The organism is Streptomyces sp. NPDC097129 (assembly GCF_055668065.1).
On sequence record NZ_JBVOQE010000021.1, the window covers coordinates 39,802 to 62,585 of the forward strand.

24 protein-coding genes are annotated in these 22,784 nt (G+C 72.1%); 17 read left to right on the forward strand and 7 right to left on the reverse strand.

Translation table 11 applies throughout. The features are described 5' to 3' along the window. The first annotated feature begins 75 nt into the window (after nucleotides 1-75). The 6 genes from AC0B9F_RS35955 to AC0B9F_RS35980 all read left to right on the forward strand — a co-directional run bounded on the left by AC0B9F_RS35955 (nucleotide 76) and on the right by AC0B9F_RS35980 (nucleotide 7,226). The gene (locus AC0B9F_RS35955) at nucleotides 76-1,878 is read left to right on the forward strand and encodes a bifunctional metallophosphatase/5'-nucleotidase (RefSeq protein WP_472009743.1); all 1,803 of its coding nucleotides are present in this window, start codon (nucleotides 76-78) and stop codon (nucleotides 1,876-1,878) included. Between the two features lie 271 nt (nucleotides 1,879-2,149). Beyond that, nucleotides 2,150-2,647 (forward strand): hypothetical protein, encoded by a 498-nt coding sequence (locus AC0B9F_RS35960; RefSeq protein WP_472009745.1) that lies wholly within the window; start codon nucleotides 2,150-2,152, stop codon nucleotides 2,645-2,647. 32 nt (nucleotides 2,648-2,679) lie between these two features. Next, nucleotides 2,680-4,338, forward strand: coding sequence for a hypothetical protein (locus tag AC0B9F_RS35965; protein ID WP_472009747.1), 1,659 nt, complete (start codon nucleotides 2,680-2,682; stop codon nucleotides 4,336-4,338). Further along, nucleotides 4,316-4,996 (forward strand): ABC transporter ATP-binding protein, encoded by a 681-nt coding sequence (locus AC0B9F_RS35970; RefSeq protein WP_472009749.1) that lies wholly within the window; start codon nucleotides 4,316-4,318, stop codon nucleotides 4,994-4,996. Before AC0B9F_RS35965 ends, AC0B9F_RS35970 begins: the two co-directional genes overlap by 23 nt. After that, on the forward strand, nucleotides 4,993-6,210 hold the full coding sequence (locus AC0B9F_RS35975) for an ABC transporter permease (protein ID WP_472009751.1): 1,218 nt from the start codon (nucleotides 4,993-4,995) through the stop codon (nucleotides 6,208-6,210). Before AC0B9F_RS35970 ends, AC0B9F_RS35975 begins: the two co-directional genes overlap by 4 nt. After that, nucleotides 6,207-7,226, forward strand: coding sequence for a hypothetical protein (locus AC0B9F_RS35980; protein ID WP_472009753.1), 1,020 nt, complete (start codon nucleotides 6,207-6,209; stop codon nucleotides 7,224-7,226). The genes AC0B9F_RS35975 and AC0B9F_RS35980 overlap by 4 nt, the downstream gene beginning before the upstream one ends. 174 nt (nucleotides 7,227-7,400) lie before the next feature. On the opposite strand, the gene AC0B9F_RS35985 is transcribed toward AC0B9F_RS35980, so the two are convergent. From AC0B9F_RS35985 to AC0B9F_RS36010, 6 genes are all read right to left on the reverse strand, one after another. Then, entirely contained in the window at nucleotides 7,401-8,867 is a 1,467-nt protein-coding gene (locus AC0B9F_RS35985; RefSeq protein ID WP_472009755.1) for a HAMP domain-containing sensor histidine kinase, read from the reverse strand. After that, entirely contained in the window at nucleotides 8,864-9,601 is a 738-nt protein-coding gene (locus AC0B9F_RS35990; protein ID WP_472009757.1) for a response regulator transcription factor, read from the reverse strand. The genes AC0B9F_RS35985 and AC0B9F_RS35990 overlap by 4 nt, the downstream gene beginning before the upstream one ends. A 167-nt stretch (nucleotides 9,602-9,768) precedes the next feature. Continuing rightward, complete coding sequence (locus tag AC0B9F_RS35995; protein WP_472009759.1) at nucleotides 9,769-10,080, reverse strand: hypothetical protein; 312 nt, start codon at nucleotides 10,078-10,080, stop codon at nucleotides 9,769-9,771. A 72-nt stretch (nucleotides 10,081-10,152) separates the two neighbouring features. Beyond that, a complete protein-coding gene (locus tag AC0B9F_RS36000) occupies nucleotides 10,153-11,328 on the reverse strand; it encodes a S1C family serine protease (protein ID WP_472009761.1) in 1,176 nt (391 codons plus the stop codon). 123 nt (nucleotides 11,329-11,451) lie between these two features. Continuing rightward, on the reverse strand, nucleotides 11,452-12,474 hold the full coding sequence (locus AC0B9F_RS36005) for a LacI family DNA-binding transcriptional regulator (RefSeq protein ID WP_472009763.1): 1,023 nt from the start codon (nucleotides 12,472-12,474) through the stop codon (nucleotides 11,452-11,454). Between the two features lie 106 nt (nucleotides 12,475-12,580). Next, the gene (locus tag AC0B9F_RS36010; RefSeq protein ID WP_472009765.1) at nucleotides 12,581-13,360 is read right to left on the reverse strand and encodes a response regulator transcription factor; all 780 of its coding nucleotides are present in this window, start codon (nucleotides 13,358-13,360) and stop codon (nucleotides 12,581-12,583) included. A 293-nt stretch (nucleotides 13,361-13,653) separates the two neighbouring features. On the opposite strand from AC0B9F_RS36010, the gene AC0B9F_RS36015 reads away from it, so the two are divergent. The 8 genes from AC0B9F_RS36015 to AC0B9F_RS36050 all read left to right on the forward strand — a co-directional run bounded on the left by AC0B9F_RS36015 (nucleotide 13,654) and on the right by AC0B9F_RS36050 (nucleotide 20,028). Further along, nucleotides 13,654-14,490 (forward strand): alpha/beta hydrolase, encoded by an 837-nt coding sequence (locus AC0B9F_RS36015; RefSeq protein WP_472009767.1) that lies wholly within the window; start codon nucleotides 13,654-13,656, stop codon nucleotides 14,488-14,490. 50 nt (nucleotides 14,491-14,540) lie between these two features. Then, nucleotides 14,541-14,795: a MoaD/ThiS family protein gene (locus tag AC0B9F_RS36020; RefSeq protein ID WP_472009769.1), complete on the forward strand. Its 255-nt coding sequence runs from the start codon at nucleotides 14,541-14,543 to the stop codon at nucleotides 14,793-14,795. Between the two features lie 8 nt (nucleotides 14,796-14,803). Then, on the forward strand, nucleotides 14,804-16,147 hold the full coding sequence (locus AC0B9F_RS36025; protein WP_472009771.1) for a hypothetical protein: 1,344 nt from the start codon (nucleotides 14,804-14,806) through the stop codon (nucleotides 16,145-16,147). Nucleotides 16,148-17,332: 1,185 nt separating this feature from the next. Beyond that, on the forward strand, nucleotides 17,333-18,070 hold the full coding sequence (locus AC0B9F_RS36030; protein WP_472009773.1) for an LmeA family phospholipid-binding protein: 738 nt from the start codon (nucleotides 17,333-17,335) through the stop codon (nucleotides 18,068-18,070). 199 nt (nucleotides 18,071-18,269) lie between these two features. Beyond that, a complete protein-coding gene (locus AC0B9F_RS36035) occupies nucleotides 18,270-18,350 on the forward strand; it encodes a putative leader peptide (RefSeq protein WP_350310325.1) in 81 nt (26 codons plus the stop codon). 128 nt (nucleotides 18,351-18,478) lie between these two features. Beyond that, a complete protein-coding gene (locus tag AC0B9F_RS36040) occupies nucleotides 18,479-19,324 on the forward strand; it encodes a sulfurtransferase (protein WP_472009774.1) in 846 nt (281 codons plus the stop codon). A gap of 48 nt (nucleotides 19,325-19,372) precedes the next feature. After that, nucleotides 19,373-19,660 carry a DUF1416 domain-containing protein gene (locus AC0B9F_RS36045; protein ID WP_472009776.1) on the forward strand — a complete coding sequence of 96 codons (288 nt, stop codon included), beginning with the start codon at nucleotides 19,373-19,375 and terminating at the stop codon, nucleotides 19,658-19,660. 107 nt (nucleotides 19,661-19,767) lie between these two features. Next, entirely contained in the window at nucleotides 19,768-20,028 is a 261-nt protein-coding gene (locus AC0B9F_RS36050; protein WP_472009778.1) for a DUF3099 domain-containing protein, read from the forward strand. Nucleotides 20,029-20,036: 8 nt separating this feature from the next. On the opposite strand, the gene AC0B9F_RS36055 is transcribed toward AC0B9F_RS36050, so the two are convergent. Next, nucleotides 20,037-20,399 (reverse strand): DsrE family protein, encoded by a 363-nt coding sequence (locus AC0B9F_RS36055; RefSeq protein ID WP_472009780.1) that lies wholly within the window; start codon nucleotides 20,397-20,399, stop codon nucleotides 20,037-20,039. 326 nt (nucleotides 20,400-20,725) lie between these two features. Here AC0B9F_RS36055 and AC0B9F_RS36060 point away from each other — a divergent pair, with 326 nt between their 5' ends. The 3 genes from AC0B9F_RS36060 to ygfZ are packed head-to-tail and all read left to right on the forward strand — an operon-like array spanning nucleotide 20,726 to nucleotide 22,772. Continuing rightward, a complete protein-coding gene (locus AC0B9F_RS36060) occupies nucleotides 20,726-21,301 on the forward strand; it encodes a heme-binding beta-barrel domain-containing protein (protein ID WP_472009782.1) in 576 nt (191 codons plus the stop codon). Nucleotides 21,302-21,346: 45 nt separating this feature from the next. Then, entirely contained in the window at nucleotides 21,347-21,790 is a 444-nt protein-coding gene (locus AC0B9F_RS36065; protein WP_472009784.1) for a Fur family transcriptional regulator, read from the forward strand. Between the two features lie 16 nt (nucleotides 21,791-21,806). Next, nucleotides 21,807-22,772: a CAF17-like 4Fe-4S cluster assembly/insertion protein YgfZ gene (gene ygfZ / locus AC0B9F_RS36070; protein ID WP_472009786.1), complete on the forward strand. Its 966-nt coding sequence runs from the start codon at nucleotides 21,807-21,809 to the stop codon at nucleotides 22,770-22,772. Nucleotides 22,773-22,784 lie beyond the last annotated feature (12 nt).

Genomic DNA, 22,784 nt, shown 5'->3' on the forward strand with positions numbered 1-22,784 from the left:
GCTGCGCCCGGGCGTGGCCACCGCCGCACAGGGACCCGCCAGGTCACGTCGTCACCGCACACCACAGGGGGGCGTATGCCAACCACGGATCAGCCGAACCACCCCGCGAGGCGCCGCACCCGCCGGCTGCTGGCGGCCGCCGCCGCGCTCGCCACGGCCGGCGCGCTGGCCGCCGCGCTGCCCGCGTCCGCGAGCACGGGGGGCCACCACCAGCAGGCCCCGAGCCGTTACCAGGACGTGCAGCTGCTGTCCTTCAACGACCTGCACGGCAACCTGGAGCCGCCGTCCGGTTCCTCCGGCCGCGTCACCGAGCTGCAGCCCGACGGCACGACGAAGACGATCGACGCGGGCGGCGTGGAGTACCTGGCCACGCATCTGCGGGACGCGCGCAAGGGTCACCCGTACTCGATCACCGCGGCGGGCGGCGACATGGTGGGCGCCTCGCCGCTGATCTCCGGCCTGTTCCACGACGAGCCGACCATCGAGGCGCTGAACAAGCTGAAGCTGGACGTGACCAGCGTCGGCAACCACGAGTTCGACGAGGGCGCCCAGGAACTCGCCCGCCTGCAGAACGGCGGCTGCCACCCCAAGGACGGCTGCTACACCGACGAGGGCTTCGAAGGCGCGGACTTCCCGTACCTGGCCGCGAACGTCCTCGACGTCAAGACCGGCAAGCCGATCCTGAAGCCGTACTGGGTCTGGCAGAAGAAGGGCGTGAAGATCGGCTTCATCGGCGTCACCCTGGAAGGCACCCCGGGCATCGTCTCCGCCGACGGCGTCAAGGGCCTGGCCTTCAAGGACGAGGTCGAGACGATCAACAAGTACGCGAAGGTGCTGCAGCACCAGGGCGTGCAGTCGATCGTCGCGCTGATCCACGAGGGCGGCTACCCGGCGTCGGGGTCGTACAACTACGACTGCGACTCCCCGGGCGCCGGTGACGGCATCTCCGGCCCGATCGTCGACATCGCCAAGAACGTCACTCCGGCCGTCGACGCCCTGGTCACCGGCCACACCCACAACGCGTACGTGTGCACCGTCCCCGACCCGTCCGGCAAGCCGCGCATGGTCACCTCGGCATCCTCCTTCGGTCGCCTGTACACGGACACGACGCTGACGTACGACCGGCGGACGGGCGACATCGCGCGTACGGCGGTGAAGTCGGCGAACCACGTGGTCAGCCGGGACGTCCCCAAGGCGGCGGACATGACCGAGCTGATCGGCAAGTGGAACGCGCTGGCCGCGCCCATCGGCAACCGCCCCGTCGGCTACATCTCCGCCGACGTGCCGAACACGGGCACCGAGTCCCCGATGGGCGACCTGATCGCCGACGCCCAACTGGCGTACGGCAAGCAGCTCGACGCGAACACGTCCCTGGCGCTGATGAACCCGGGCGGCGTGCGCGCGGGCCTGACGTACGCGGCCAAGGCGGCCGAGGGCGACGGCGTGGTGACGTACGCGGAGGGCTTCACGGTCCAGCCGTTCGCCAACACGGTGAACCTGCAGGACTACACCGGAGCGCAGCTGATCCAGGTGCTCAAGGAGCAGGTGTCCGGCCCGAACCAGGCCGCGCCGAAGATCCTCCAGCCGTCGGCGGGGCTGACGTACACGCTGGACATGACGAAGACCGGCGCGGACCGTGTCGTCACGGACTCCATCCGGCTGAACGGCAAGCCCATCGACGCGTCGGCCACCTACCGCGTCGCGACGAACAGCTTCCTCGCGGGCGGCGGCGACGGCTTCCCGACGCTGGGCCAGGGCACGAACGACCTGGTCGGCACGGACGACCTGGCGGCCCTGGCGCAGTACCTGACGGCCAACTCCTCCCCGGCGACCCCGCTCACGCCTCCGACGGCGAACCGCATCACGATCACGCAGTAACCCCTCGCCCGAGACCCCGGGGCCCGGTTACCGCGCACACACCACACGCGGCAACCGGGCCCCGACCCTTGCCCGGACTGCGCCTGCCACGGCGGACCGGCGCCACGACCCGCGCCCGAACGACCTGCCGTCAGCGCAAACGGAACCGTCGCCCCGCAGAGTGCATATGCCAAGCCTTGGTCACTCTTTGTGATGAGTACGGCATGCGCGGACCGATGTTCTCTCTGTATGAAAGGGGACCCGCACGACGCAAACCCCTGGGGAGATCACATTGAAGTCCTGGACGCGCACACGGCTGACGGCTTGCGCCGCGGTTCTGGCGACGTCGGCGGCTCTCGTCGCCACGGCGGCACCGACGCACGCGACGACCGCTTCCACCACGGTGGGAGTGCCGGGCGGCAACAAGCTCGCGATCAACGCGTGGCACTGCAGCGTCTACGCACAAGCGTGCGGCTGGAAGGCGTCGACGAAGATGTCGGGCACCGCACCCCGCAAGGCGCGCTGGATCCAGAGCCGCGCCGAGTTGGAGGCGCACGGAGTAGCCGTATCCCTCGGCATCTCCAAGAACCCTTCAGCCACGCTGACGATGGTGAGCAGGTCGCTGGGCGTGGTGCGGTGGCGAAACACCAACGCGAGCATCGCCGACACCTACGGCCAGATGCGCCCGAGCAAGTCGACCCTGTACGTCTCGACTCGGAGTTGCGGCTCGGCCCAGCTCACCGGCTCGATCAAGGTCAGCGAGAAATGCGCTTACGCGGGCGCCTCCTGAAGGCCGCGAGCATGGCTGCAGGGACTGTCCTCATGGCGTCGTGCGCGGTTTCCCCTGATGACGCGCCACCCGCGAGGAAGGCCGCCATCTCCAGCGAGTTCGACCTGCTGCGCAGTCAGGCGAACGGCTACTACTACCCGCCCTTCCTGCGGGAGCAGCCCGCCGGGCCGGAGGCTCAGTCGTATGCCCTGCGTGTGCTGTCCGACCTCGGCCGCGCGCCGCAGGTCAGGCTGTCCGCGGGGCGGCTCGCCTCGTTGCGCGGTCAGGCGCTCACCTCCTCACCGTTGTGGGGTCGCGTGTGGCTCGTCGCGCTGCGCCGGGCCGGTGTGCCGGGCGCCCTGGGGCCAGGCGATGCGGCCGCTGTGCGTGCCGTGCGTGCACCGGGTGGCTGGTATGTCGATCGCAGCCTCGGTGGTGAGGACACGGCAGCACGGATCGGGGCGACATGGGCGGCGTTGCAGGTCATCGACGGCCTCGGGCCCATGGCCCAGCTGTCGGGCGCCGAGCGCTCCCGCACCGCGGACTGGTTGCGTTCGCTGGTCCGTACGCCGCGGACCCTGGAACAAAGCGCCGCGATCGCTTGCTCCTTACGGCTGCTCGGACATGCGGTCCCCTCTGGCCTCGCCGCTGCGGCACCTCCCCGCACGGACGACTTCGCGTCCCTGACCCCCGCGGCCAGAGCAGCCCGTCTGACCGATACGTACCACTACGTGCTGCTCGAGCAGGCCGCGGGATCCCGCTTTCACCTCGACCGGGCGGTCTGGGAAGCCGTGCTGCGCAGCGGCTCGTCCACGCTGACGTACGAACAGCTCAGTCAGCTCGTGCATCTTCTGAAGGCCGGAGATGCAGCGTCGGGTGTCTTCGCGGCCGTGGTCGCCCGGCTCGAAAGGGAGCGTCTCGACGACGGCACCGTCCGTGATCCGGCCGCCTACCTCGGCGACGCGGACGCGTCCCTCTTCGTCGAGCGCCTGCGGGCGCTCGCGGGACTCTCCGGGCGGGACGGGCCGCTCCTCGGCGCCCTTGATCGCGAGGAGCGTTCCGGGGGTGCCGACCAGGCCCGGAACGAGCAGCTGAGCCGCGAAGCATTGCGGACGGTCATCACCGGTACCGCCGGTGACGAGGCCAGACACCTGTGCACGGATCCGCGGGTCGTTCCGACGGCGGTGACGGCTTCCAACGCCGGCCTGTGGCAGCGTACGGTCCTCAACTGCCGCGACGCCGGAGCCGTCGTGCACGTGCCCGAGGTCCGTCCGTGGCCGGTGGGCACGGTCGCCGCGGCAGTCGCCGCGGCCTCGGTCGTCGTCGGTCTTTCCGATGCCGGACAGCCACGGGCTGTTCCCTCCTGGATCACCACAACGGTCTTGAAGAGATGGGCGTCGCGCCCTGAGCGGTTCGTCTCCGTCTATGACTTCGCTCTGGTAGTCCGGGCGTACCTCTTGCTCGGAGGCGTTGCCGACCAGCCACTGCTCACGGCTCTCGACCGCGGGGTCACAGCACACCGGAGCTGTCCGCAACTCCCCGATCTCTTCCGGATCAGCGGTGCGGAGCCGGTGTGCGATCTCAAAACCACCTGGGCGGTGTGGGCACTGGACCGCCAACTGCGCGGGGTCATGGGCTGGGTGCCGGATGCACCGCAACACGGACAACTCAAGGTGAGCACGAGAGGCGATGAAGGCGTTGCTGCGGGTTGAGGGCGTGGGCAAGTCCTACACACTGCGGGGACGGCGGATCGACGTCTTGCACAACGTCGACCTCGCCGTACCCGCAGGAAAGATCACGGCGCTGACCGGGCATTCAGGCTCCGGGAAAACCACGCTGCTGCAGATCCTCGGTCTGCTGACGAGGCCGGACGGCGGCCGGGTGTTCGTGGAGGGCAAGGACACATCGGGGCTCCGCGACGATGCCCTGGCGGACATGCGGCGCCGCCGGCTGGGTTTCGTGTTCCAGTCGTTCAACCTGCTGCCTCAGCACTCCGCCCTGCGCAACGTGCTGCTGCCGTACGTCGGTCGCCGCACCGACGGTGAGGTGCGCTCGCGTGCACTGCTCGACCGGGTGGGTCTGGCGGAACGCGCCGAGCATCTCCCGAGTGAACTCTCCGGTGGCGAGCAACAGCGCGTTGCGCTGGCCAGAGCGCTGGTGAACGACCCACCCGTGGTGCTGGCGGACGAACCGACCGGCAATCTCGACACGGACAGCGAGAACGTGCTCCTCGCCCTGTTCCGTCAACTGGCGGACGAAGGGCGGGCCGTGCTGCTCGTGACCCACAACCGAGCCGTGTCCGAGAGCGCGGACGTGGTGCATCGCCTGGACAAGGGTGAGCTCGTGGCTGCCGAAGGGAGCGCCGCGTGAACGTCCTCACCCTCGCCCTGGCCAACGTCCGTGCCCTGCGCCGACGGCTCTACGGCTTGGTGGCGCTGGTGTCGGTCGCCGCCGCCGTCTGCCTCGGCGCCCTCGGCATCGCCGACCGGGCGCAGGGGGCCGCCGACACAGGTGTCGGCGAGAGCATGGCCAACCGCAGCATCACCGTGGACCGGCCGGACGGCCGTCCCGAGGCCGCGCCGTTGACGGACCGCACGGCATCCCGGCTGGCACGTCTGCCGCACGTGGCGTCGGTGCAGCACCGGGTGCAGGTGTCGTTCGGCATGGACGCCAAGGCCGGTGATCCGGTCCTGCTGTACGCGACGACGTACCGGCCGGCGGTGGCACCGCCGATCATCCGGTCCGTGCGGAAGGGAGTCTTCCCGCTGAGGCCGGGAGAGATCGTGGCCCCGGCCCGCGCACAGGGCATGGACCTGAGCAGGGCGCTCGGCAGGGAGGTCGACACAGAAACGACCCAATATGTCCGGCCCGGTGAGGGAACCGGTGTCGTCGGCAGAGCCCGCCTCGTCGCCGTCTACGACCCTTCCTGGCAACTGGATGGTCCCGATGCCGCGTACGCGGCGGACCCGACGGTCGTGCAGTGGGCGGCAGCCCGGGCCGGCCAGCCGAAGGACCGGTACCTGAGCACAGTCGGATACGACCAGTTGACCGTCGTCGCCCGGTCCGCCGCGGATGTGCCGTCGGTCATGAAGTCGGTGCAGGACCTCGGCTACCCGGCAGCCACGCTCCGGCAGCAGCTGGAGGCGCTGCCCGCCGTGCTGGAACTGGTCCGGGCGGTCGGAAGGGTCCTGCTGGTGGTGCTCGGCATCCTGGCTTTCGCCGGCGCTGTCACGGTGACGGGTGCGCTGTCGCGGCAGCGGGCGCAGGAGATCGGCATCCTCAAGGCCGTCGGCTTCCGCACCCGGGCCGTGCTGACCATGCTGATCGCCGAGATGACCCTGACGGGGGCGGTCGCGGCACTGTCCGGGGTGGTGCTCGGGGTGCTTCTCAGCGGCGCGGGAACGGCGCTGCTGCGTAACAACGCGGAGCTTGCCCCGTATGTCAGAGGGGGGCTGCCGCTGCCGACAGTGAGCACCTTGGCGCTGATCCTGGCTCTGACGGTGCTGGTGGTCGCCATCGGCGCGCTCGCGCCGGCCCGGCGGGCGGCGTCGATGGCGCCGGCCGACGCGATGAAGGACTGGTGAGCAAGATGATGCGCCGTTTTCTCTCCTTGGCCGCGGCCTGCGCCCTCATGGCTGCCTGCTCCGGTCCCGGGGGAGTGACCCTGGGTGATGACTGGAAGGGGGCCTCGGCTTTTGTGCTGGCCGACGTGGACGGGCTGACCACGGTCGTCGGGGTGGACGCGGTGGAGGGGCGCGCGGAGAGCCTTGCCGTCGTGCCGCAGCAGGCTGATGACGGGACGGACACGGTGAGTCCGCAGATCGTCGCGCTCGCCGATGGTCGGCGGCTGGTCACCGTGCCCCGCAAAGGTGGTGGCGGCGACCGGCGTTACGTGCTCGATCCGCGGGCCCGGGCGCTGGACGGCATGGGTACCGGGGCGGGGCCGAGTCGCTTCCTGCCGGGGAAGACGCTGGTCGGTGAGGTGGCGGGGCTGCCGGATGCCGGGACGGGGGCCACGCGCGTGCTGGTGAAGGACCCGGCCGACTGGGCGACCGAACGGGAGATGCGGGTGCCCGGTACGGTTCGCTTCCTGGCCTCCGACCCGGCCTCGGACACCGTCTGCCTGGCCACCGACCGCGCGGTCTTCGTCGCCCGGCTGGCGAGCGGGGACGTCGCAACGGTGGCGACCGGGAGTGCCGTGGCCGGGCTCGCGTGCCCCGGCGGGCGGCCGGTGATCGTGGTGACCGACACCCCGGCCAGTGCCAAGGGCGGCGCCGACGGCTCGCCGCTCGGCTTCCGCCGTACGCCGACGGTCACCACCGTCACCGTCCACCGCGGCCGGGTCGACGCCGTCGCCGCCACCGCGACGTCCGTCGCCCTCGCCGTGGCCACCGGCGAGGGGACCCGGCTGACGGAAGTCGACACCGGCACCGGCAGGGAACTGCACCGGGTCCGCATCGAGGACCACCCGGCCTCGCTCACCCTCACCCCCACTCCCGCGGGCTGGCTGCTCTACGACGAGAAGATGGTGACGCGGATCGACTTCGACAGGGGACGCACCACGGTGTTCGCCCTGCCGGGCACGCTGCTCGACGCGTGAGTCGTCGCTGTTCGTTCCGAACCGGAAGCGGGGCGGCGGCGGGGTTCCGTCGCCTTCGTCGCCGGCGTCCGCTCGTCGGCTCCGGGCCGGGCGCCGTTCCGTGAGCCAGGACCCCGGCCGCCGTCAGGGTCAACGGTATGCCGGGCGTGAGCGCCGTGCGGGCCTGCGGTGGCGCTACGGCAGTGGCGTGTCCGGGGGAGGGGTCGGCGCGCCCGGCAGGCGTACCGTCGTCACCGTGCCGCCGCCCTCGGCGCGCGCCAGTGACACCTGGCCGCCCGCCTGCCGTACCGTGCGGGCCACGATGGACAGGCCCAGGCCCGAGCCCGGCAGCGCACGGGCCGACGGGGAGCGCCAGAAGCGGTCGAAGACGTACGGGAGTTCGTCGTCCGCGATGCCGGGGCCGTGGTCGCGCACGGTCAGTACGCCGTCGGTCAGGCGGACCTCGACCGTGCCGGCGCCGGGGCTGAACTTCACCGCGTTGTCCAGGATGTTCACCACGGCCCGCTCCAGCGCGGCCGGTTCCGCGCGGACGTACCAGGGCTCGAGGTCCGCGGTGATGGTCAGTTCCGGGCCGCGCAGGCGGGCGCGGCGCAGCGCGGAGTCGACGGTGTCCTCCAGGGAGACGACCTGGATGCGTTCGCCGCGCTGGTTGTCGGCGCGGGAGAGTTCCTGGAGGTCGCCGATGAGCGAGGCCAGCTCCGTCATCTGCGCCTTCACCGACGCCAGCAGCGCCTTGCGGTCCGCCTCGGGCAGGGGCCGGCCGGTCTCCTCGCTGCGGGAGAGCAGCTCGATGTTGGTGCGCAACGACGTCAGCGGGGTGCGCAGTTCGTGGCCCGCGTCGGCGATCAGCTGCTGCTGCAGGTCGTGCGAGCTGGCCAGGGCGGAGGTCATGGAGTTGAAGGAGCGGGAGAGGCGGGCGATCTCGTCGTCGCTGTCGTTCTCCACGGGGATGCGGACGGTGAGGTCCTCGGTGCGGGCGACGTGTTCGACGGTCTCGGTGAGCTTGTCCACGGGGCGAAGGCCCGCCCGGGCGACGGCGAGACCCGCGACGCCGGCGCCGAAGACCCCTATGCCGGAGACGACGAGGAGGACCAGCGCCAGGTCGTTCAGCGTGCTCTCGGTGCTCTTCAGGGGCGCGGCGACCAGCAGCGCGGTGTTCGGGTAGCGCTGCGGCGGGCCGATCCCCGGGTCGACGACGAGGGGAACCGTCAGCACCCGTACGGCGTTGCCGTCGGTGTCGGTGCCGTTGTGGGGCGCGACCGTGCCGGTGTCCGAGCCCCGGGCGGCCCGGCGGTCCTGCGCGGTGGTCCGCACCACGCCGGTGGAGTTGGCGGAGACGCAGGTGGTGCCGTCCTCCTGCACCAGCTGGAAGTAGTACGTGCTGCGCACCCGGAAGCCGCGGCCGGATTCCGACGGGGCCTGCGGGCAGGTGGCCAGCAACGCCGACACGTCATCGGCCTGCTGGGGCCGCTGCACGACCTTGCGCAGGTCGTTGTCCACCTGCTCGTACAGCTTCCCCTGGACGATGAACCAGCACGTCACCGACACCGCCGCCACCGCGAACGCCACCGCCGCCGCCACCAGCAGGGACAGCCGCGTCCGGATCGGCAGCGTGCGGAAGCGGCGCAGCGGGCCGCTCACTCCGCGCCGCCCTGCCGCAGGACGTAGCCGACGCCGCGCACGGTGTGGACGAGCCGGGGCTCGCCGGCCGCCTCCGTCTTGCGGCGCAGGTACATGACGTACACGTCGAGGGAGTTCGACGACGGCTCGAAGTCGAAGCCCCACACCGCCTTCAGGATCTGCTCGCGGGTGAGCACCTGGCGCGGGTGTGCCATGAACATCTCCAGCAGGGTGAACTCCGTGCGGGTCAGTTCCACCGCCCGCCCGCCGCGCGTGACCTCGCGGGTGGCGAGGTCCATGCGCAGGTCGGCGAAGGTGAGCGCGTCCTCGTCGGCCGGGTCGCCCGCGCCCACGGCCGCCGCGTAGGAGCTGCGGCGCAGCAGGGCGCGGATCCGGGCGAACAGCTCGTCCAGCTCGAACGGCTTGACCAGGTAGTCGTCTGCGCCGGCGTCGAGCCCGGTGACCCGGTCACCGACCGTGTCGCGGGCCGTCAGCATCAGGATGGGCGTGGTGTCGCCGGTGCCGCGGATACGGCGGGCGGCGGTCAGGCCGTCCATGCGGGGCATCTGGATGTCCAGGACAATCAGGTCGGGCCGGCAGGCGGCGGCCTTCTGCAGGGCGTCCGCGCCGTCGACGGCGACCTCGGTGTCGTACCCCTCGAAGGCGAGGCTGCGCTGGAGGGCTTCGCGCACCGCCGGTTCGTCGTCGACGATCAGGATGCGCTGGGGGTCACGGTCGCCGTCGGCGGGGCTCATCGGTCGCGGTGTCCTCGGGTGCGGTGGTCGGGTTTCCCGGCGGTATCAGCCTCGCATGCCGGTGGCGTGCCGAGCGCGTGGTGGTGGCGTAGCGGTCGCGAGCCGGGCCCGTGGCGGTGGCGTGCCGGGCGAAGGCACCGCTCAGCAGGTCACCGCCGTCAGGCGGTTCAGCAGGTCACCGCAGTCAGCCGGCGCAGCGGAACCTTGTGGCGGTGGGGGCGCTCGGCGCCGGTGCGCAGGCCCATCAGATGCGGCACGGCGATCTCGGGAGCCGGGGCGGCAGCGGCCTTCGCGGTGTCCGGGCCCACCGGTGTCTTCGCGGGCGACGGTGCCGTCCGGTCGGCCGCCGGCGGGGTGAGGGCGTCGGCCAGGCGCTCGGCCAGGGCGGTGCCGGCCGGGGCGGTGTCCGCCTGACGCGGGGCCGGGGCGGTGTCGGCGGGGCCGACGAGGGAGGCGGTGGGGGAAGCGTGCTCGATCATGTCGTACTCCCTGCTCTCATGGACCGGACGGCGTTTCGGGCCGGACGGTGTTCAGGGGCCGGGCGCGGTGGTTCAGTCGTTCGCGCCCGCCCGCAGCTTGGCCAGGTCGGCCTTGACGGTGTTGACCGGGATGGCGAAGCCCAGGCCGACGCTGCCGGCGTCCGAGGACGAGGAGGACGAGCCGGCCGCCGAGTACATCGCGGAGTTGATGCCCACGATGTTCCCGTTCATGTCGATCAGGGCGCCCCCGGAGTTGCCGGGGTTGAGGGAGGCGTCCGTCTGGATCGCCTTGTACGTCGTCGTGGAGGAGCCGGTGTCGCCGTTGAACTGACGGCCGCCGAACTCGAACGGCCAGCCGCCGTCGGGCTGTTGCTGCCCCTCGTCGGTGGGCACCGTCACGTCGCGGTTGAGGGCGGAGACGATGCCGCTGGTCACCGTGCCGGTCAGGCCCTCGGGCGAGCCGATCGCCACGACCGTGTCACCGACCTGGAGGCGGGAGGAGTCGCCGAGGGAGGCGGCCTTCAGCCCGGCGGCGCCCTGCAGCCTGATCAGCGCGAGGTCCTTCTTGCTGTCGGTGCCGACGACGTTCGCGGCGTACTCCTTGCCGTCGCTGGTGCGCACCTTGATCGAGGAGGCGCCGGAGACGACGTGGTTGTTGGTGACGATCTCGCCGTTCGATGTGATGATCACACCGGAGCCGGTGGAGCGCCCGGCGTTCGAGGTCGCGTTGATCTCGACGATGCTCGGGCTGACGGCCGAGGCGATGGCCGCGATGTCGCCCCGCTTGCTCGACGGCACCACGTTGGTGGCGGTCGAGCTCGCGGTGGTGTCCTTGCCGGTCAGCTCCTGGATGCCGTACGCCGTGGCGCCGCCGACGGCCGCCGCGACGATCGCGACGGCGGCGAGCAGCGCGAGCGGGCCGCGACGGCGCCGCTTCGGGGCCGACGCGGGCCCCGCCGCGACGGAGCCGCCCGGCGGGACCGGCGGAACCGGGGCGCCCGGCGGAACCGGGGCGCCCGGCCCTCCCGCTCCCGGCGCTTCCGGCGTGACCGTCGGCCTGTAGGGCGGCGGAGGCGGCCACTCCGGGTTCACGGCGGAGGGAGCATACGGCTGAGCCTGCTGGTGAGCGCCCTCGTAGGGGCGGTGAGCTTCCTCGGAGGGGCGCTGGTGAGCGCCCTCCTGGGGGCCCGGGCGGGCGCTCCCGTAGGGGTTCTCGTACTCGTCGTCGCGGCGGATGCTCTCGGTCATGTCATACAGCGTTCCCGGGGATCATGAGAGCTCTCTGAGGGCTGTCTGAGAAGCCCGGCAGAACCTCGTATGCCCGATATAAAGCCGCTCCTCGCCCTTCGGGGAGGCGCTCTCAGCGGCGTCTCATGCGCAGCCGCACGACGTCCGCACCACCAGCCGCGACGGGAACACCTTCAGCCGCTCCCGGCGCGAGCCCGCCACCCGCAGCCCGTCGTCCAGGACCAGGTCGACGGCCGTGCGGGCCATCGCCGAGCGGTCCGAGGCGATCGTGGTCAGCGGCGGGTCCGCCAGCGCCGCCTCCTTGATGTCGTCGAAGCCGGCCACGGCCAGCTCGCCGGGCACGTCGATGCGCAGCTCGCGCGCCGCGCGCAGCAGGCCGATCGCCTGGTCGTCGGTGGAGCAGAAGATCGCCGGCGGGCGCCTGGGGCCGGAGAGGATCTCCAGGGCGACGCGGTAGGCGTCGTAGCGGTTGTACGGCGCCTCGAACAGGCGGTCCTCGGTCGGGAGGCCGGCCTCGGCCATGGCCCGGCGCCAGCCCTCGACGTGGTCCGAGACCGGGTCGCCGACGGCCGGGGTGTCGGCGGTGCCGCCCATACAGGCGACGTACTCGTAGCCGTGCTCCAGCAGGTGGCGCACGGCGAGCTGGGCGCCACCGAGGTCGTCGGTGGTGACGGCGACGTCGTCGATGGCCTCCGGGCGCTCGTGCAGCAGCACCACGCGCGCGTCCCAGGCCTCGATCTCGGCGGCGGCCAGGTCGTTCAGCGCGTGGCTGACCAGGATCAGGCCGGAGACCCGCATGCCGAGGAAGGCGCGCAGATAGTGCACCTCGCGTTCGCCGACGTAGTCGGTGTTGCCGACCAGGACCATCTTCCCGCGCTCGGCGGCGGCCCACTCGACCGCGTGCGCCATCTCGCCGAAGAAGGGCTGGCGGGCGTCGGGGATGATCAGGCCTATGAGGTCCGTACGGCGGGACGCCATCGCCTGGGCGACCCGGTCCGGCCGGTATCCCAGCTCCTTGATCGCGGCGAGGACACGCTCGCGCGTGGCCGGGGCGACCGGCCGGGGTCCGTTGTTGATGACGTAGCTGACGACGGCAGTGGAAGTGCCTGCCAGTCGTGCCACGTCGTCCCGAGTCACCTTGGCCACGCGCGGAGTCTACGCGGAGAGAACCGCTCCGGGCAGGGCGTATCGAGGCGTGGATGTGCGACCGCAACGCCTGCCGGCCGGGGTCGTGCCGCCCCGGGGCGGTGGGTCAGGCGTCCGCGGAGACCTCTGCGGCCTGTGTGGAGGCGTCACTGCCCGTCCTGCCCGGCTTTGTCCGGTCGGCTTTCGCCTTGGCCTCCTCGGCGGCGCGCTCGACCTTCTCGGGTGTAACGAATCGATAACCCACGTTCCGGACGGTGCCGATCAGCGACTCGTGCTCGGGGCCGAGCTTGGCGCGCAGCCGCCGCACGTGGACGTCGACCGTGCGGGTGCCGCCGAAGTAGTCGTACCCCCAGACCTCCTGCAGCAGCTGGGCGCGGGTGAAGACCCGGCCCGGGTGCTGCGCGAGGTACTTCAGCAGCTCGAACTCCTTGAAGGTCAGGTCCAGGACCCGGCCCTTGAGCTTGGCGCTGTACGTCGCCTCGTCCACCGAGAGATCACCGTTGCGGATCTCCATCGGGGAGTCGTCGTTGACGATCTGCTGGCGGCCCATCGCCAGGCGCAGCCGCGCCTCGACCTCGGCCGGGCCGGCGGTGTCGAGCAGGACGTCGTCGATGCCCCAGTCGGCGGTCACGGCGGCGAGGCCGCCCTCGGTCACCACCAGGATCAGCGGACAGCCCGGGCCGGTGGAGCGCAGCAACTGGCACAGGCTGCGCACCTGTGGCAGGTCGCGCCGCCCGTCGACCAGGATCACATCGGCGCCCGGGGTGTCCACCAGGGCCGGCCCCTCCGCCGGAGCCACCCGCACGTTGTGCAGCAGCAGGCCGAGCGCGGGCAGCACCTCCGTCGACGGCTGGAGGGCGTTGGTCAGCAGCAACAGAGCGCTCATGCCCCACCTGCCCGGGTCGTCGTCTCGTCGTGCACGGTTCGCTCGCCCATAACGTCTGGTTCCTCCTCGGTCCCTGCGAGGACGTTTACGGCACTGCTCGTACGGTGCGGTTCCCCCGCGCCCCTGGGGATCCGCCGGGGCCCCCGAGAGGGCGCCCGTGCGATCGACGGCCCGTACACCTGCGGTTTCCCGCATTCACCTGCGGTTTGCCGTTTCGTATACAACGCTTCCGAAAGCACAAAAGGACCCGGGGGCTACGCTGCCCGGATCCTCTCCGCAGCAGAATAGCCCACATGAGCATCGGTCCGGCAGGTGATGTGGCGCGTTCCACCGTACGTCCGAAATGTGAGACGGACCTGCGGGCGCCCGCGCGCACGCTGCTGCACACGTCCGACGGGGTGACGATCGACGCGCTGTACGAGCCCGGGACCGGCGGATACGACACCTCGGCGCCATCCACCGGCCGCCCGGTGTTCGTCGTGGCGCACGGCTTCACCGGGGAGGTGGACCGGCCGCACGTGCGCCGGGTCGCGCGCGCCCTCGCGCACTTCGGGGCGGTCGTCACCTTCTCCTTCCGCGGGCACGGGCGCTCGGGCGGCCGTTCGACCGTCGGCGACCGCGAGGTGCTGGACCTCCAGGCCGCCGTCGGCTGGGCGCGCGAGCTCGGGCACACGCGCGTGGTCACCGTCGGCTTCTCCATGGGCGGCTCGGTGGTGCTGCGCCACGCGGCGCTGCACGGCGGCACGGACGCCGTCGTCTCCGTCAGCGCGCCCGCCCGCTGGTACTACCGGGGCACGGCGCCCATGCGGCGGCTGCACTGGCTGGTCACCCGGCCGGCGGGGCGGCTGGTGGGCCGCTACGGGCTGCGCACCCGCATCCACCACCGGGACTGGGACCCGGTGCCGCTGTCCCCGGTGGAGGCGGTGCCGGAGATCGCGCCCACGCCGCTGCTGATCGTGCACGGCGACCGGGACGGCTACTTCCCGCTCGACCACCCCCGGATGCTGGCGGACGCCGCAGGTGAGCACGGCGAACTCTGGCTGGAGCCCGGCATGGGCCACGCGGAGAACGCGGCCGCCGACGAGCTGCTGGAGCGCATCGCGCGCTGGGCGGTCGCGCGGGCGGGCTAGCCTGGCGGGGTTCACTGCCGAAGAGGACTGAAGAGGACTTGAGGGACGAGATGGCAAAGGTCACGGTGCGCTACTGGGCCGCCGCCAAGGCCGCGGCCGGGATCGCCGAGGAGCCGTACGACGCGACCACGCTGGCCGAGGCGCTCGACGCCGTGCGCGAGCGGCACCCCGGCGAGCTCACGCGCGTGCTCCAGCGCTGCTCGTTCCTCCTCGACGGCGACCCCGTCGGCACGCGCGCGCACGAGACGGTACGGCTGACCGAGGGCGGCACGGTCGAGGTGCTCCCGCCGTTCGCAGGAGGATGAGCACGCCGATGAGCGATCAGCCGTACGAGGGGTACGACGACCGGTACCCGCAGGCACAGCCGCAGCCGCATCCGCAGGCACAGCCGCAGCAGGGCTGGCCGGGGCCGGAGCAGTACCAGCAGCCCTACGACGACTCCCAGCAGTACACCCAGCAGTGGCAGGGCCAGACCTGGGAGACCCAGCTCCAGTCACCGGTCGCCCCGGCGCCGGATCAGACCGCGTACCTGCCGCAGCAGGGACAGCAGCAGCAGTACGGCGGCGGCGCGTACGGCACCGGTGAGGCTTACGGCGCCGGTGGGGCCTATGGCGCCGGTGGGGCCTACGGCGCCGGTGAGGCGTACGGCAGCGCTCAGGGGTACGGCAGCGGGCAGGGATACGACGCGGGGCAGGGGTACTCCGGGTACGCGCAGCCGGTGGCCGAACCGTACGGGGCGCCGGCCCCGGCGTCGGCACGGCAGCCCCAGCCCTTGCCGCAGCCGCAGCCGCAGCCGCAGGCGCCGGTGCCCGCCGCCGTGCCCGAGGCGCCGGGGTCGGCGTCGGCGTCCGCTGCGGCCGGACCGGACTACGGCCCGGCCACCCTCGCCGGCAACGCGCGCATCACCGACGCCCAGCGGGCCCGCCTCGAGGGCCGGTCGCCGATCATCGACCCCGGCATGCAGCCGGCGGCGCTCACCGCGCTGCTCGGGCTGCTGCTCGCGGCCGCGGCGCCGGTCGGGTCGTACGCCCTGCTCGTGCCGCTGGTGGCGCTGCAGGCGGTCACGGCGGCGGGCTGGTTCCGGCTGAACGGCATGTGGCCCGCACGGCAGGGCATCGCCCTCGCCTTCCTGGGCGCGCTCGCCGCCGACGCCGCCGTCCTGGTCACCGGCCGCGAGCACGGGCCCGCGGCGATCCTCGGCACCCTCGGCGTGTGGGTCCTGCTCTCCCTGGTTCTGCAACTGCGCTCGCACGCGGACCCGGACGAGCGGATGTACGGCCTGATGGCGACCGTCGCCTCGGCCGCGCTCGCGATCATGGCCTGCGGGTACCTGGCGGCCGACGCCGACGCGGTGTCGGTCGGTGCCGCGTCCGTCGCGGTGGCCGTCCTGGCCCGTGCGCTGCCGCTGCCCACGCCGGTGTCGGTGGGCGTCGCGCTGCTGGCAGCGGCCGGCGCGGGGATCGCGGTGGGCGGCATGACCGGCCTGGGCACGAGCGGCGCCCTGCTCGGCGCGTCGGCCGCCGCCTGCGCCCTGATCGGCCACCGTGTCGCCGCCTACGACTACCCGTCCCGCTTCGTCCACTTCACAGCAGGCGTGGCCCTCCCCCTGACGGCAGCGGCCCCGGCGGCATACATCCTGGGCCGCGCCCTGAGCTGAGCAAGGACGCCGGGCGCGCCGGCCGCGTCATGGGCTGAGCGCCGACGCCGCCACCGGCCGCGCCCTAGGGGGAACCAGGACGCCGGGCGCGCCGGTCGGGCCGTGGGCTGAGCGGACGCCGGCACCGGCCGGGCCTGAGGAAAGCCAGGATGCCGGGCGCGCCGGCGACGGGCCCCGGGCTGAACCGGGATGCCGGGCGCCGACCAGGGCACTGCGCTGAGCGCGTCGAAGGCGGCCGCCGGCCGCGCCTGAGCTGAGCCCACCGCACGACGGGTGCCGGGCACCGGGAGCTCGATGCCGGGTGAGATGTGGGCCGGGCCCGAGAGAGGTCGGCGCATGGCCGCACGGCGCGCCGTGCACGAGGCGTGCGGCGGGCCCAGTGCACGACGGGAGGAAGGGCACCGGGCTGAGCCCGTGTCACCCGGCGTATGGCTGGGCCTGAGGCCGGGGGGCGCTTGATCAGGGCCCGGCGGCCCCCGCCCCCGACCAACCACCGCCTCCGAGGCCGACCAGGCGCCCCTGCTGCGCACACAGGGTCCGCCCGGGCATGCCGCCCCACTCCTTCGGACGCTCCGCCCGCCAACCGGGCTCGCTGGCCCGGACCATGCGCCCCGTCTTCCGGACGCTCCCACTCCTGGTCGGACACCCCCGGCTCCCGACCGGGCTCGCTCGCGCCCCACGGCGCACCTCGGCCCGCCTACCGGGCTCGCTCGCCCCCACCGCGCACCCCGCCCCTTGGTCGGACGCTCCGTTCGCCGACCCCCCTCGCTCGCACCCACCACGTATCCGGCCCCCAGGTCGGACGCTCCGCACGCCGCCCCCCTCGCTCGCCCCCGCCACCCACCCACCCAGCCGCCGGTCAAACCCCCGCCCCCGACCGCGCCCCCACACCCCCGCCCTCGGCCGCGCCCCCACACCCCCGCCCTCGGCCGCGCCCACACCCGACCGCGCCCCCACACCCGACCGCGCCCCCACACCCCCCGCCCTCGACCGCGCCCCCACACCCGACCGCGCCCCCACACCCCACGGCCGCGCCCCCACACCCGCCCCCCCGACCGCACCCCACGACCGCACCCCCACACCCGCCCCCACCCCCTGTCACAGCTGATCGACAATCCCCCGGGCCCCCGTCTCCGCAGGGTTACCGTTGGGTTCGGTCGGTCGTCGAGGTGGGGGAGGCGTCGGATGTCGCGCGGGGTGCGCATACTGCTGATCGTCGTCGTGGTGCTCGGGGTGCTGTTCGTGATCGCGGACCGGGTCGCCGTGCACTTCGCGGAGAGCGAGGCGGCGGACCGGGTGCGCAGTGCCGAGGGGCTGGCCCGGACGCCCGACGTGTCCATCAAGGGCTTCCCGTTCCTCACCCAGGTCGCCGGCGGTGAGCTGGACGACGTCGAGGTGGGGATCGACAGCTACCAGGCGGCCACCGGCAAGCCCGGCCGGACCCTGCGGATCGAGGATCTGAAGGCCGACCTGAAGGGCGTCTCCTTCTCCGGCGACTTCCGCTCCGCCACCGCGGCCCACGCGACCGGCACCGCGACGGTCCCCTACGCGGAGCTGATGAAGACCGCCAGGACCGAGCCGACCGAGGTGGCCCCCGGCATCACCGCCCGGCTCGCCGGCCTCTCCGACGGCGGCAACGGGAAGATCAAGGCCGCGGTGGAGGTGACCCTGCCCATCGTCGGGAAGCAGACCTTCCCCGTGCTCAGCTCGGTGGGCGTGGTGAACGGCCGGATCCAGGTCCGCGCGGACTCCCTGCCCAAGCTGGCCGCGGCCGCCGTCGCCGAGGACCGGCTCCGCTCGATCATCGACTTCCAGCAGGTCGTCGACCAGTTGCCGGGCGGTGTCACCCTGGACTCGGTGCGCGCCGCACCCGGTGGTGTGGAGATCACCGTGAAGGGTTCCGACGTCAAGCTGGCCGGGTAGAAGACCCGCGAACCCGGGACCGGCCGTCCGAAGCGTGAGACGTGCCCGCCCATCCGGCCGGGGTGACACGGGCCGCGCCACGCCGCAGGCCGTGCCGCGGCTGCCTCACCACCCTCCTCATCCCACTATGCGGACGATCGCGTCTCATTATGCGACACACCGGTGACATGCCCGCCTGTCCGTCCCTACGATCGAGGTCATGAAGCGACAGGCGGATCTCACGAAGCGGCGGGCAGTGGACCTGTGCCGCGTTGCCGCCATGCTCTGTCGCACCTTCTGAGCGGACGGCCCGCCCGGCCTCCGCGTCCCTCACCGCCCAGCCCCTGGGCACCCGTGCGCCGCCGCCGCGGCCTGCGCACGCCCTGATCTGTCGCACCCCCCGCCGTACCTGCCCCGGAGGAGAAAAGCATGAGCCGCAGCGACGTCCTGGTAGACGCCGACTGGGTCGAGCAGCACCTGGACGACCCCAAGGTCGTTCTTGTCGAGGTCGACGAGGACACCACGGCGTACGAGAAGAACCACATCAAGAACGCGGTCCGTATCGACTGGAAGCAGGACCTGCAGGACCCGGTCCGCCGCGACTTCGTCAACCAGGAGCAGTTCGAGCAGCTGCTGTCCGAGCGCGGTATCGCCAACGACGACACCGTCGTCCTCTACGGCGGCAACAACAACTGGTTCGCGTCCTACGCCTACTGGTACTTCAAGCTCTACGGCCACCAGGACGTCAAGCTCCTGGACGGCGGCCGCAAGAAGTGGGAGCTGGACGCCCGCGAGCTGGTCGCCGGCGACGAGGTCCCCGAGCGCGCGAAGACCACGTACAAGGCCAAGGCCCAGGACGCCTCGATCCGCGCCTTCCGTGACGAGGTCGTCGCCGCCATCGGCGCCCAGAACCTGGTCGACGTCCGCTCGCCCGACGAGTTCTCCGGCAAGCTGCTCGCCCCCGCGCACCTGCCGCAGGAGCAGTCGCAGCGTCCGGGCCACGTCCCGTCCGCGAAGAACATCCCGTGGTCGAAGTCGGCCAACGACGACGGCACCTTCAAGTCCGACGAGGAGCTGAAGGAGCTGTACGAGGCCGAGGGCGTGGACCTGTCGAAGGACACCATCGCCTACTGCCGCATCGGTGAGCGCTCCGCGCACACCTGGTTCGTCCTGCACGAGCTGCTGGGCCAGGAGAACGTCAAGAACTACGACGGTTCCTGGACCGAGTACGGCTCCCTCGTCGGCGTGCCGATCGAGCTCGGCGCCGGCAAGTAACCCCTCAAACCCGACCGACCTTCCGGTCAGACCCCTCAGGAGACAGACATGTGCGGAGCGAAGGCCGGCGGCCCGGACGCCTCGGCGATCAAGCCCGGTGAGACCACCATCCAGGGCCAGGTGACCCGCGGCGGCGAGCCGGTGGTGGGCTACGTGCGCCTGCTCGACTCGACCGGTGAGTTCACCGCGGAGGTTCCGACCTCCGCCACCGGGCAGTTCCGCTTCTACGCGGCCGAAGGCACCTGGACCGTCCGCGCCCTCGTGCCCGGCGGCACCGCCGACCGCACGGTCGTCGCCCAGCAGGGCGGGCTGGCCGAGGTCGCCATCGCCGTCTGAGGCGACGTGGCTGCCGTAGCCGCGCCGTGAGTGGCTGAAGGGCCGCACCCCCCGGGTTGGACGCCTGGGGTGCGGCCCTTCGGCATGCCCGGATCTACGCTGGAGTCATGTACGCACGGCGACGTCACGTGTACTTCGCCATGATGGGGACGTGTCTGTTCCTCTTCGTCATGGCGTGGGGGTTCGTGCGCCTGTGGTCGGTGCCGGCGGCCGTGGGCATGTGCGTGCTGGCCATGGTCATCCCGCCGGTCGCCGCGATGGTCGCCAACCGCCGCGGACCGGAGGACCGCTGGTGGGACGACCCCTCCGGCGACCCGAAGTCCGACGAGTGGTGGGACGAACTGGACGGCAAGAAGCGCCCCCAGTAGCGGCGCCGTCAGTAGACCAGCGCCTGGGTCTCCTCGCCGAGCGCCTCCTGCACGAACACCTGCGCGCCCGCGATCCGTACGCCCTGAAGGACGTCCTTCTCCGTGATGTCCCGCCGGGCCGCGCACTGGGTGCACAGGGTCAGCCGGCCGGCCGCCAGGATGGAGTCGATCAGGTCCGGCAGCGGAGCCGCGTGCGGCAGCTCGAACTCGGCGGCCCGCCCCGGCAGGGCGAACCAGGCGGACTCACCGGTCAGCCACACCGACACCTCCACCCCGCTGGCCACGGCCACCGCCGCGACGGTGAACGCCTGTGAGCAGCGCTCCGGGGCATCGGCCCCCGCCGTCACCTTGATCACGAGCTTCTTCGCCATGCCGGAATCGTAATCAACCTCGCCGCAAGGGCCTCGCGGGACCGCGCGTGCCGGGCTGCCGACCTGACCGAGGGCCGCCGGACCCGTGTGCGGACCGGGTCCTTCCCCGTCAGGAGGTACCTCACAAGGAGGGCCGGGCCCCGGCCGCGTAAGCTGGGGCCCGGCCCCGTACCGCCCAGTTGCGCTCACAAGGAGCACCCCGTGGAGATCTTCTTCGAAACCCTGCTGGTCCTGGTCTGCGTCGGCGTCCTCGCCTTCGCCTACCTGACCGTGAAGAAGCTGTACCAGGGCCAGCGCTGACCCACTGACCAGGAAAGCCGTCGCTCATGATCGAGATCCCGTCCGACCTGCACAAGGACCTCGTCCCGCTCGCCTTTCTGCTCGGCAACTGGGCCGGCGCGGGCGTGCACGACTTCCCCGGCTCGCAGAAGTGCAACTTCGGGCAGGAGGTCAGTTTCAGCCACGACGGCCGGGACTTCCTCGAGTACCACTCCCGCACCTGGGTCCTCGACCAGGAGGGCAACAAGGTGCGGCCGCTGGAGACGGAGTCGGGCTTCTGGCGGATCGACGCCGAGCGCAAGGTCGAGATCACGATGACCCGCGACGACGGTGTCATCGAGATCTGGTACGGCGAGCTGGCCGACCAGAAACCGCAGATCGACCTGGTCACCGACGCCGTCGCGCGGACGGCCGCCTCCCGTCCCTACACCGGCGGCAAGCGCCTGTACGGCTATGTCAAGAGCGACCTGATGTGGGTCGGCGAGAAGCAGACCCCCGAGGTCGAGCTGCGCCCGTACATGTCGGCCCAGCTGAAGAAGGTCGTCACCCCCGAGGAGGTCGAGCGCTGGGCGAAGGCCCTGCCGGAGGACCTCCCGGACGACGGGATCGCCTTCTTCAAGTAGTCACACCTCACCTGCTTCCGGGTGTGTGGTCCTAGACTCGGGGGTGTGGTGAGCACCGAATGGAAGACGGACCTGCGGCAGCGCGGCTACCGGCTGACGCCGCAGCGCCAGCTTGTCCTCGAGGCCGTGGACACCCTCGAGCACGCGACCCCCGACGACATCCTCACCGAGGTGCGGAAGAAGGCGTCGGGGGTCAACATTTCCACCGTCTACCGCACGCTGGAGCTGCTGGAGGAGCTGGGCCTGGTCAGCCACGCGCACCTGGGACACGGGGCGCCGACGTACCACCTGGCCGACCGGCACAAGCACCTCCACCTGGTCTGCCGGGACTGCACCAACGTCATCGAGGCCGATCTGTCGGTGGCCGCCGAGTTCACCGCGAAGCTGCGTGAGCAGTTCGGCTTCGACACCGACATGAAGCACTTCGCGATCTTCGGCCGGTGCAAGGACTGTTCCGCGGACCAGCAGCTCAAGGATTCAAGTACCTAGTCGTAGGCTGGAGGCCATGAAGAGCCCCCTGCTGTCCCTGCCCGGCGCCGTCCCCGCCGAGGGACTCGACGAAGGCGTCGCCGCCCACTACGGCGACCTGTTCCGCGAGCAGCGCGCCCTCGCCGACGGCACCGGTTTCGTCGACCTCTCGCACCGCGGTGTCGTCACCGTCTCCGGTGAGGACCGGCTCGGCTGGCTGCACCTGCTGCTCACCCAGCACGTCAGCGACCTGCCCGTCGGCGAGGCCACCGAGGCGCTGGTGCTGTCCGCGCACGGCCACATCGAGCACGCGCTGTACCTGGTGGACGACGGCGCCACGGTCTGGGCCCACGTCGAGCCCGGCACCGAGGAAGCGCTGATCGCGTACCTGGAGTCGATGAAGTTCTTCTACAAGGTGGAGGTCGCCGACCGCACCGGCGACGTCGCGGTCGTCCACCTGCCCGCCGGGTCCATCGCCGAGGTCCCCGAGGGCGTCGTCGTACGCGAGACGGCGTACGGCCGTGACCTGTTCCTGCCCCGGGAGCGGCTGGAGTCCTTCGCCGCGCAGGCCGGCCCGCCGGCCGGGATCCTGGCGTACGAGGCGCTGCGTGTCGAGCAGCACCGGCCCCGCCTCGGCTTCGAGACCGATCACCGCACCATCCCGCACGAGCTGGGCTGGATCGGCAGCGCCGTGCATCTGCAGAAGGGCTGCTACCGCGGGCAGGAGACCGTCGCGCGGGTGCAGAACCTGGGCAAGCCGCCGCGCCGGCTGGTCTTCCTGCACCTGGACGGCAGCGAGGTCCATCTGCCCACCCCGGGCACGGAGATCAGGCTCGCCGCGGACGGCCCCGACGGCCGCAAGGTCGGCTTCGTGACGACGTCGGTGCGCCACCACGAGCTGGGCCCCATCGCGCTGGCCCTGGTCAAGCGGAACGTCCCGGTGGACGCCCCGCTGGTGGCCGGTACGACCGCCGCGGCCCAGGAGGCCGTGGTCGAGCCGTAGCCGGCCGGCCGG

Excerpts from the sequence above, each read along its gene's own strand:
- AC0B9F_RS35955 (WP_472009743.1), top strand. The coding sequence starts at position 76 with ATGCCAACCACGGATCAGCCGAACCACCCCGCGAGGCGCCGCACCCGC.
- AC0B9F_RS35965 (WP_472009747.1), top strand. The coding sequence starts at position 2,680 with ATGGCGTCGTGCGCGGTTTCCCCTGATGACGCGCCACCCGCGAGGAAG.
- AC0B9F_RS35970 (WP_472009749.1), top strand. The coding sequence starts at position 4,316 with ATGAAGGCGTTGCTGCGGGTTGAGGGCGTGGGCAAGTCCTACACACTG.
- AC0B9F_RS35990 (WP_472009757.1), bottom strand. The coding sequence starts at position 9,601 with ATGAGCCCCGCCGACGGCGACCGTGACCCCCAGCGCATCCTGATCGTC.
- AC0B9F_RS35995 (WP_472009759.1), bottom strand. The coding sequence starts at position 10,080 with ATGATCGAGCACGCTTCCCCCACCGCCTCCCTCGTCGGCCCCGCCGAC.
- AC0B9F_RS36000 (WP_472009761.1), bottom strand. The coding sequence starts at position 11,328 with ATGACCGAGAGCATCCGCCGCGACGACGAGTACGAGAACCCCTACGGG.
- AC0B9F_RS36010 (WP_472009765.1), bottom strand. The coding sequence starts at position 13,360 with ATGAGCGCTCTGTTGCTGCTGACCAACGCCCTCCAGCCGTCGACGGAG.
- AC0B9F_RS36015 (WP_472009767.1), top strand. The coding sequence starts at position 13,654 with ATGAGCATCGGTCCGGCAGGTGATGTGGCGCGTTCCACCGTACGTCCG.
- AC0B9F_RS36020 (WP_472009769.1), top strand. The coding sequence starts at position 14,541 with ATGGCAAAGGTCACGGTGCGCTACTGGGCCGCCGCCAAGGCCGCGGCC.
- AC0B9F_RS36025 (WP_472009771.1), top strand. The coding sequence starts at position 14,804 with ATGAGCGATCAGCCGTACGAGGGGTACGACGACCGGTACCCGCAGGCA.
- AC0B9F_RS36030 (WP_472009773.1), top strand. The coding sequence starts at position 17,333 with ATGTCGCGCGGGGTGCGCATACTGCTGATCGTCGTCGTGGTGCTCGGG.
- AC0B9F_RS36035 (WP_350310325.1), top strand. The coding sequence starts at position 18,270 with ATGAAGCGACAGGCGGATCTCACGAAGCGGCGGGCAGTGGACCTGTGC.
- AC0B9F_RS36040 (WP_472009774.1), top strand. The coding sequence starts at position 18,479 with ATGAGCCGCAGCGACGTCCTGGTAGACGCCGACTGGGTCGAGCAGCAC.
- AC0B9F_RS36045 (WP_472009776.1), top strand. The coding sequence starts at position 19,373 with ATGTGCGGAGCGAAGGCCGGCGGCCCGGACGCCTCGGCGATCAAGCCC.
- AC0B9F_RS36050 (WP_472009778.1), top strand. The coding sequence starts at position 19,768 with ATGTACGCACGGCGACGTCACGTGTACTTCGCCATGATGGGGACGTGT.
- AC0B9F_RS36055 (WP_472009780.1), bottom strand. The coding sequence starts at position 20,399 with ATGGCGAAGAAGCTCGTGATCAAGGTGACGGCGGGGGCCGATGCCCCG.
- AC0B9F_RS36060 (WP_472009782.1), top strand. The coding sequence starts at position 20,726 with ATGATCGAGATCCCGTCCGACCTGCACAAGGACCTCGTCCCGCTCGCC.
- ygfZ (WP_472009786.1), top strand. The coding sequence starts at position 21,807 with ATGAAGAGCCCCCTGCTGTCCCTGCCCGGCGCCGTCCCCGCCGAGGGA.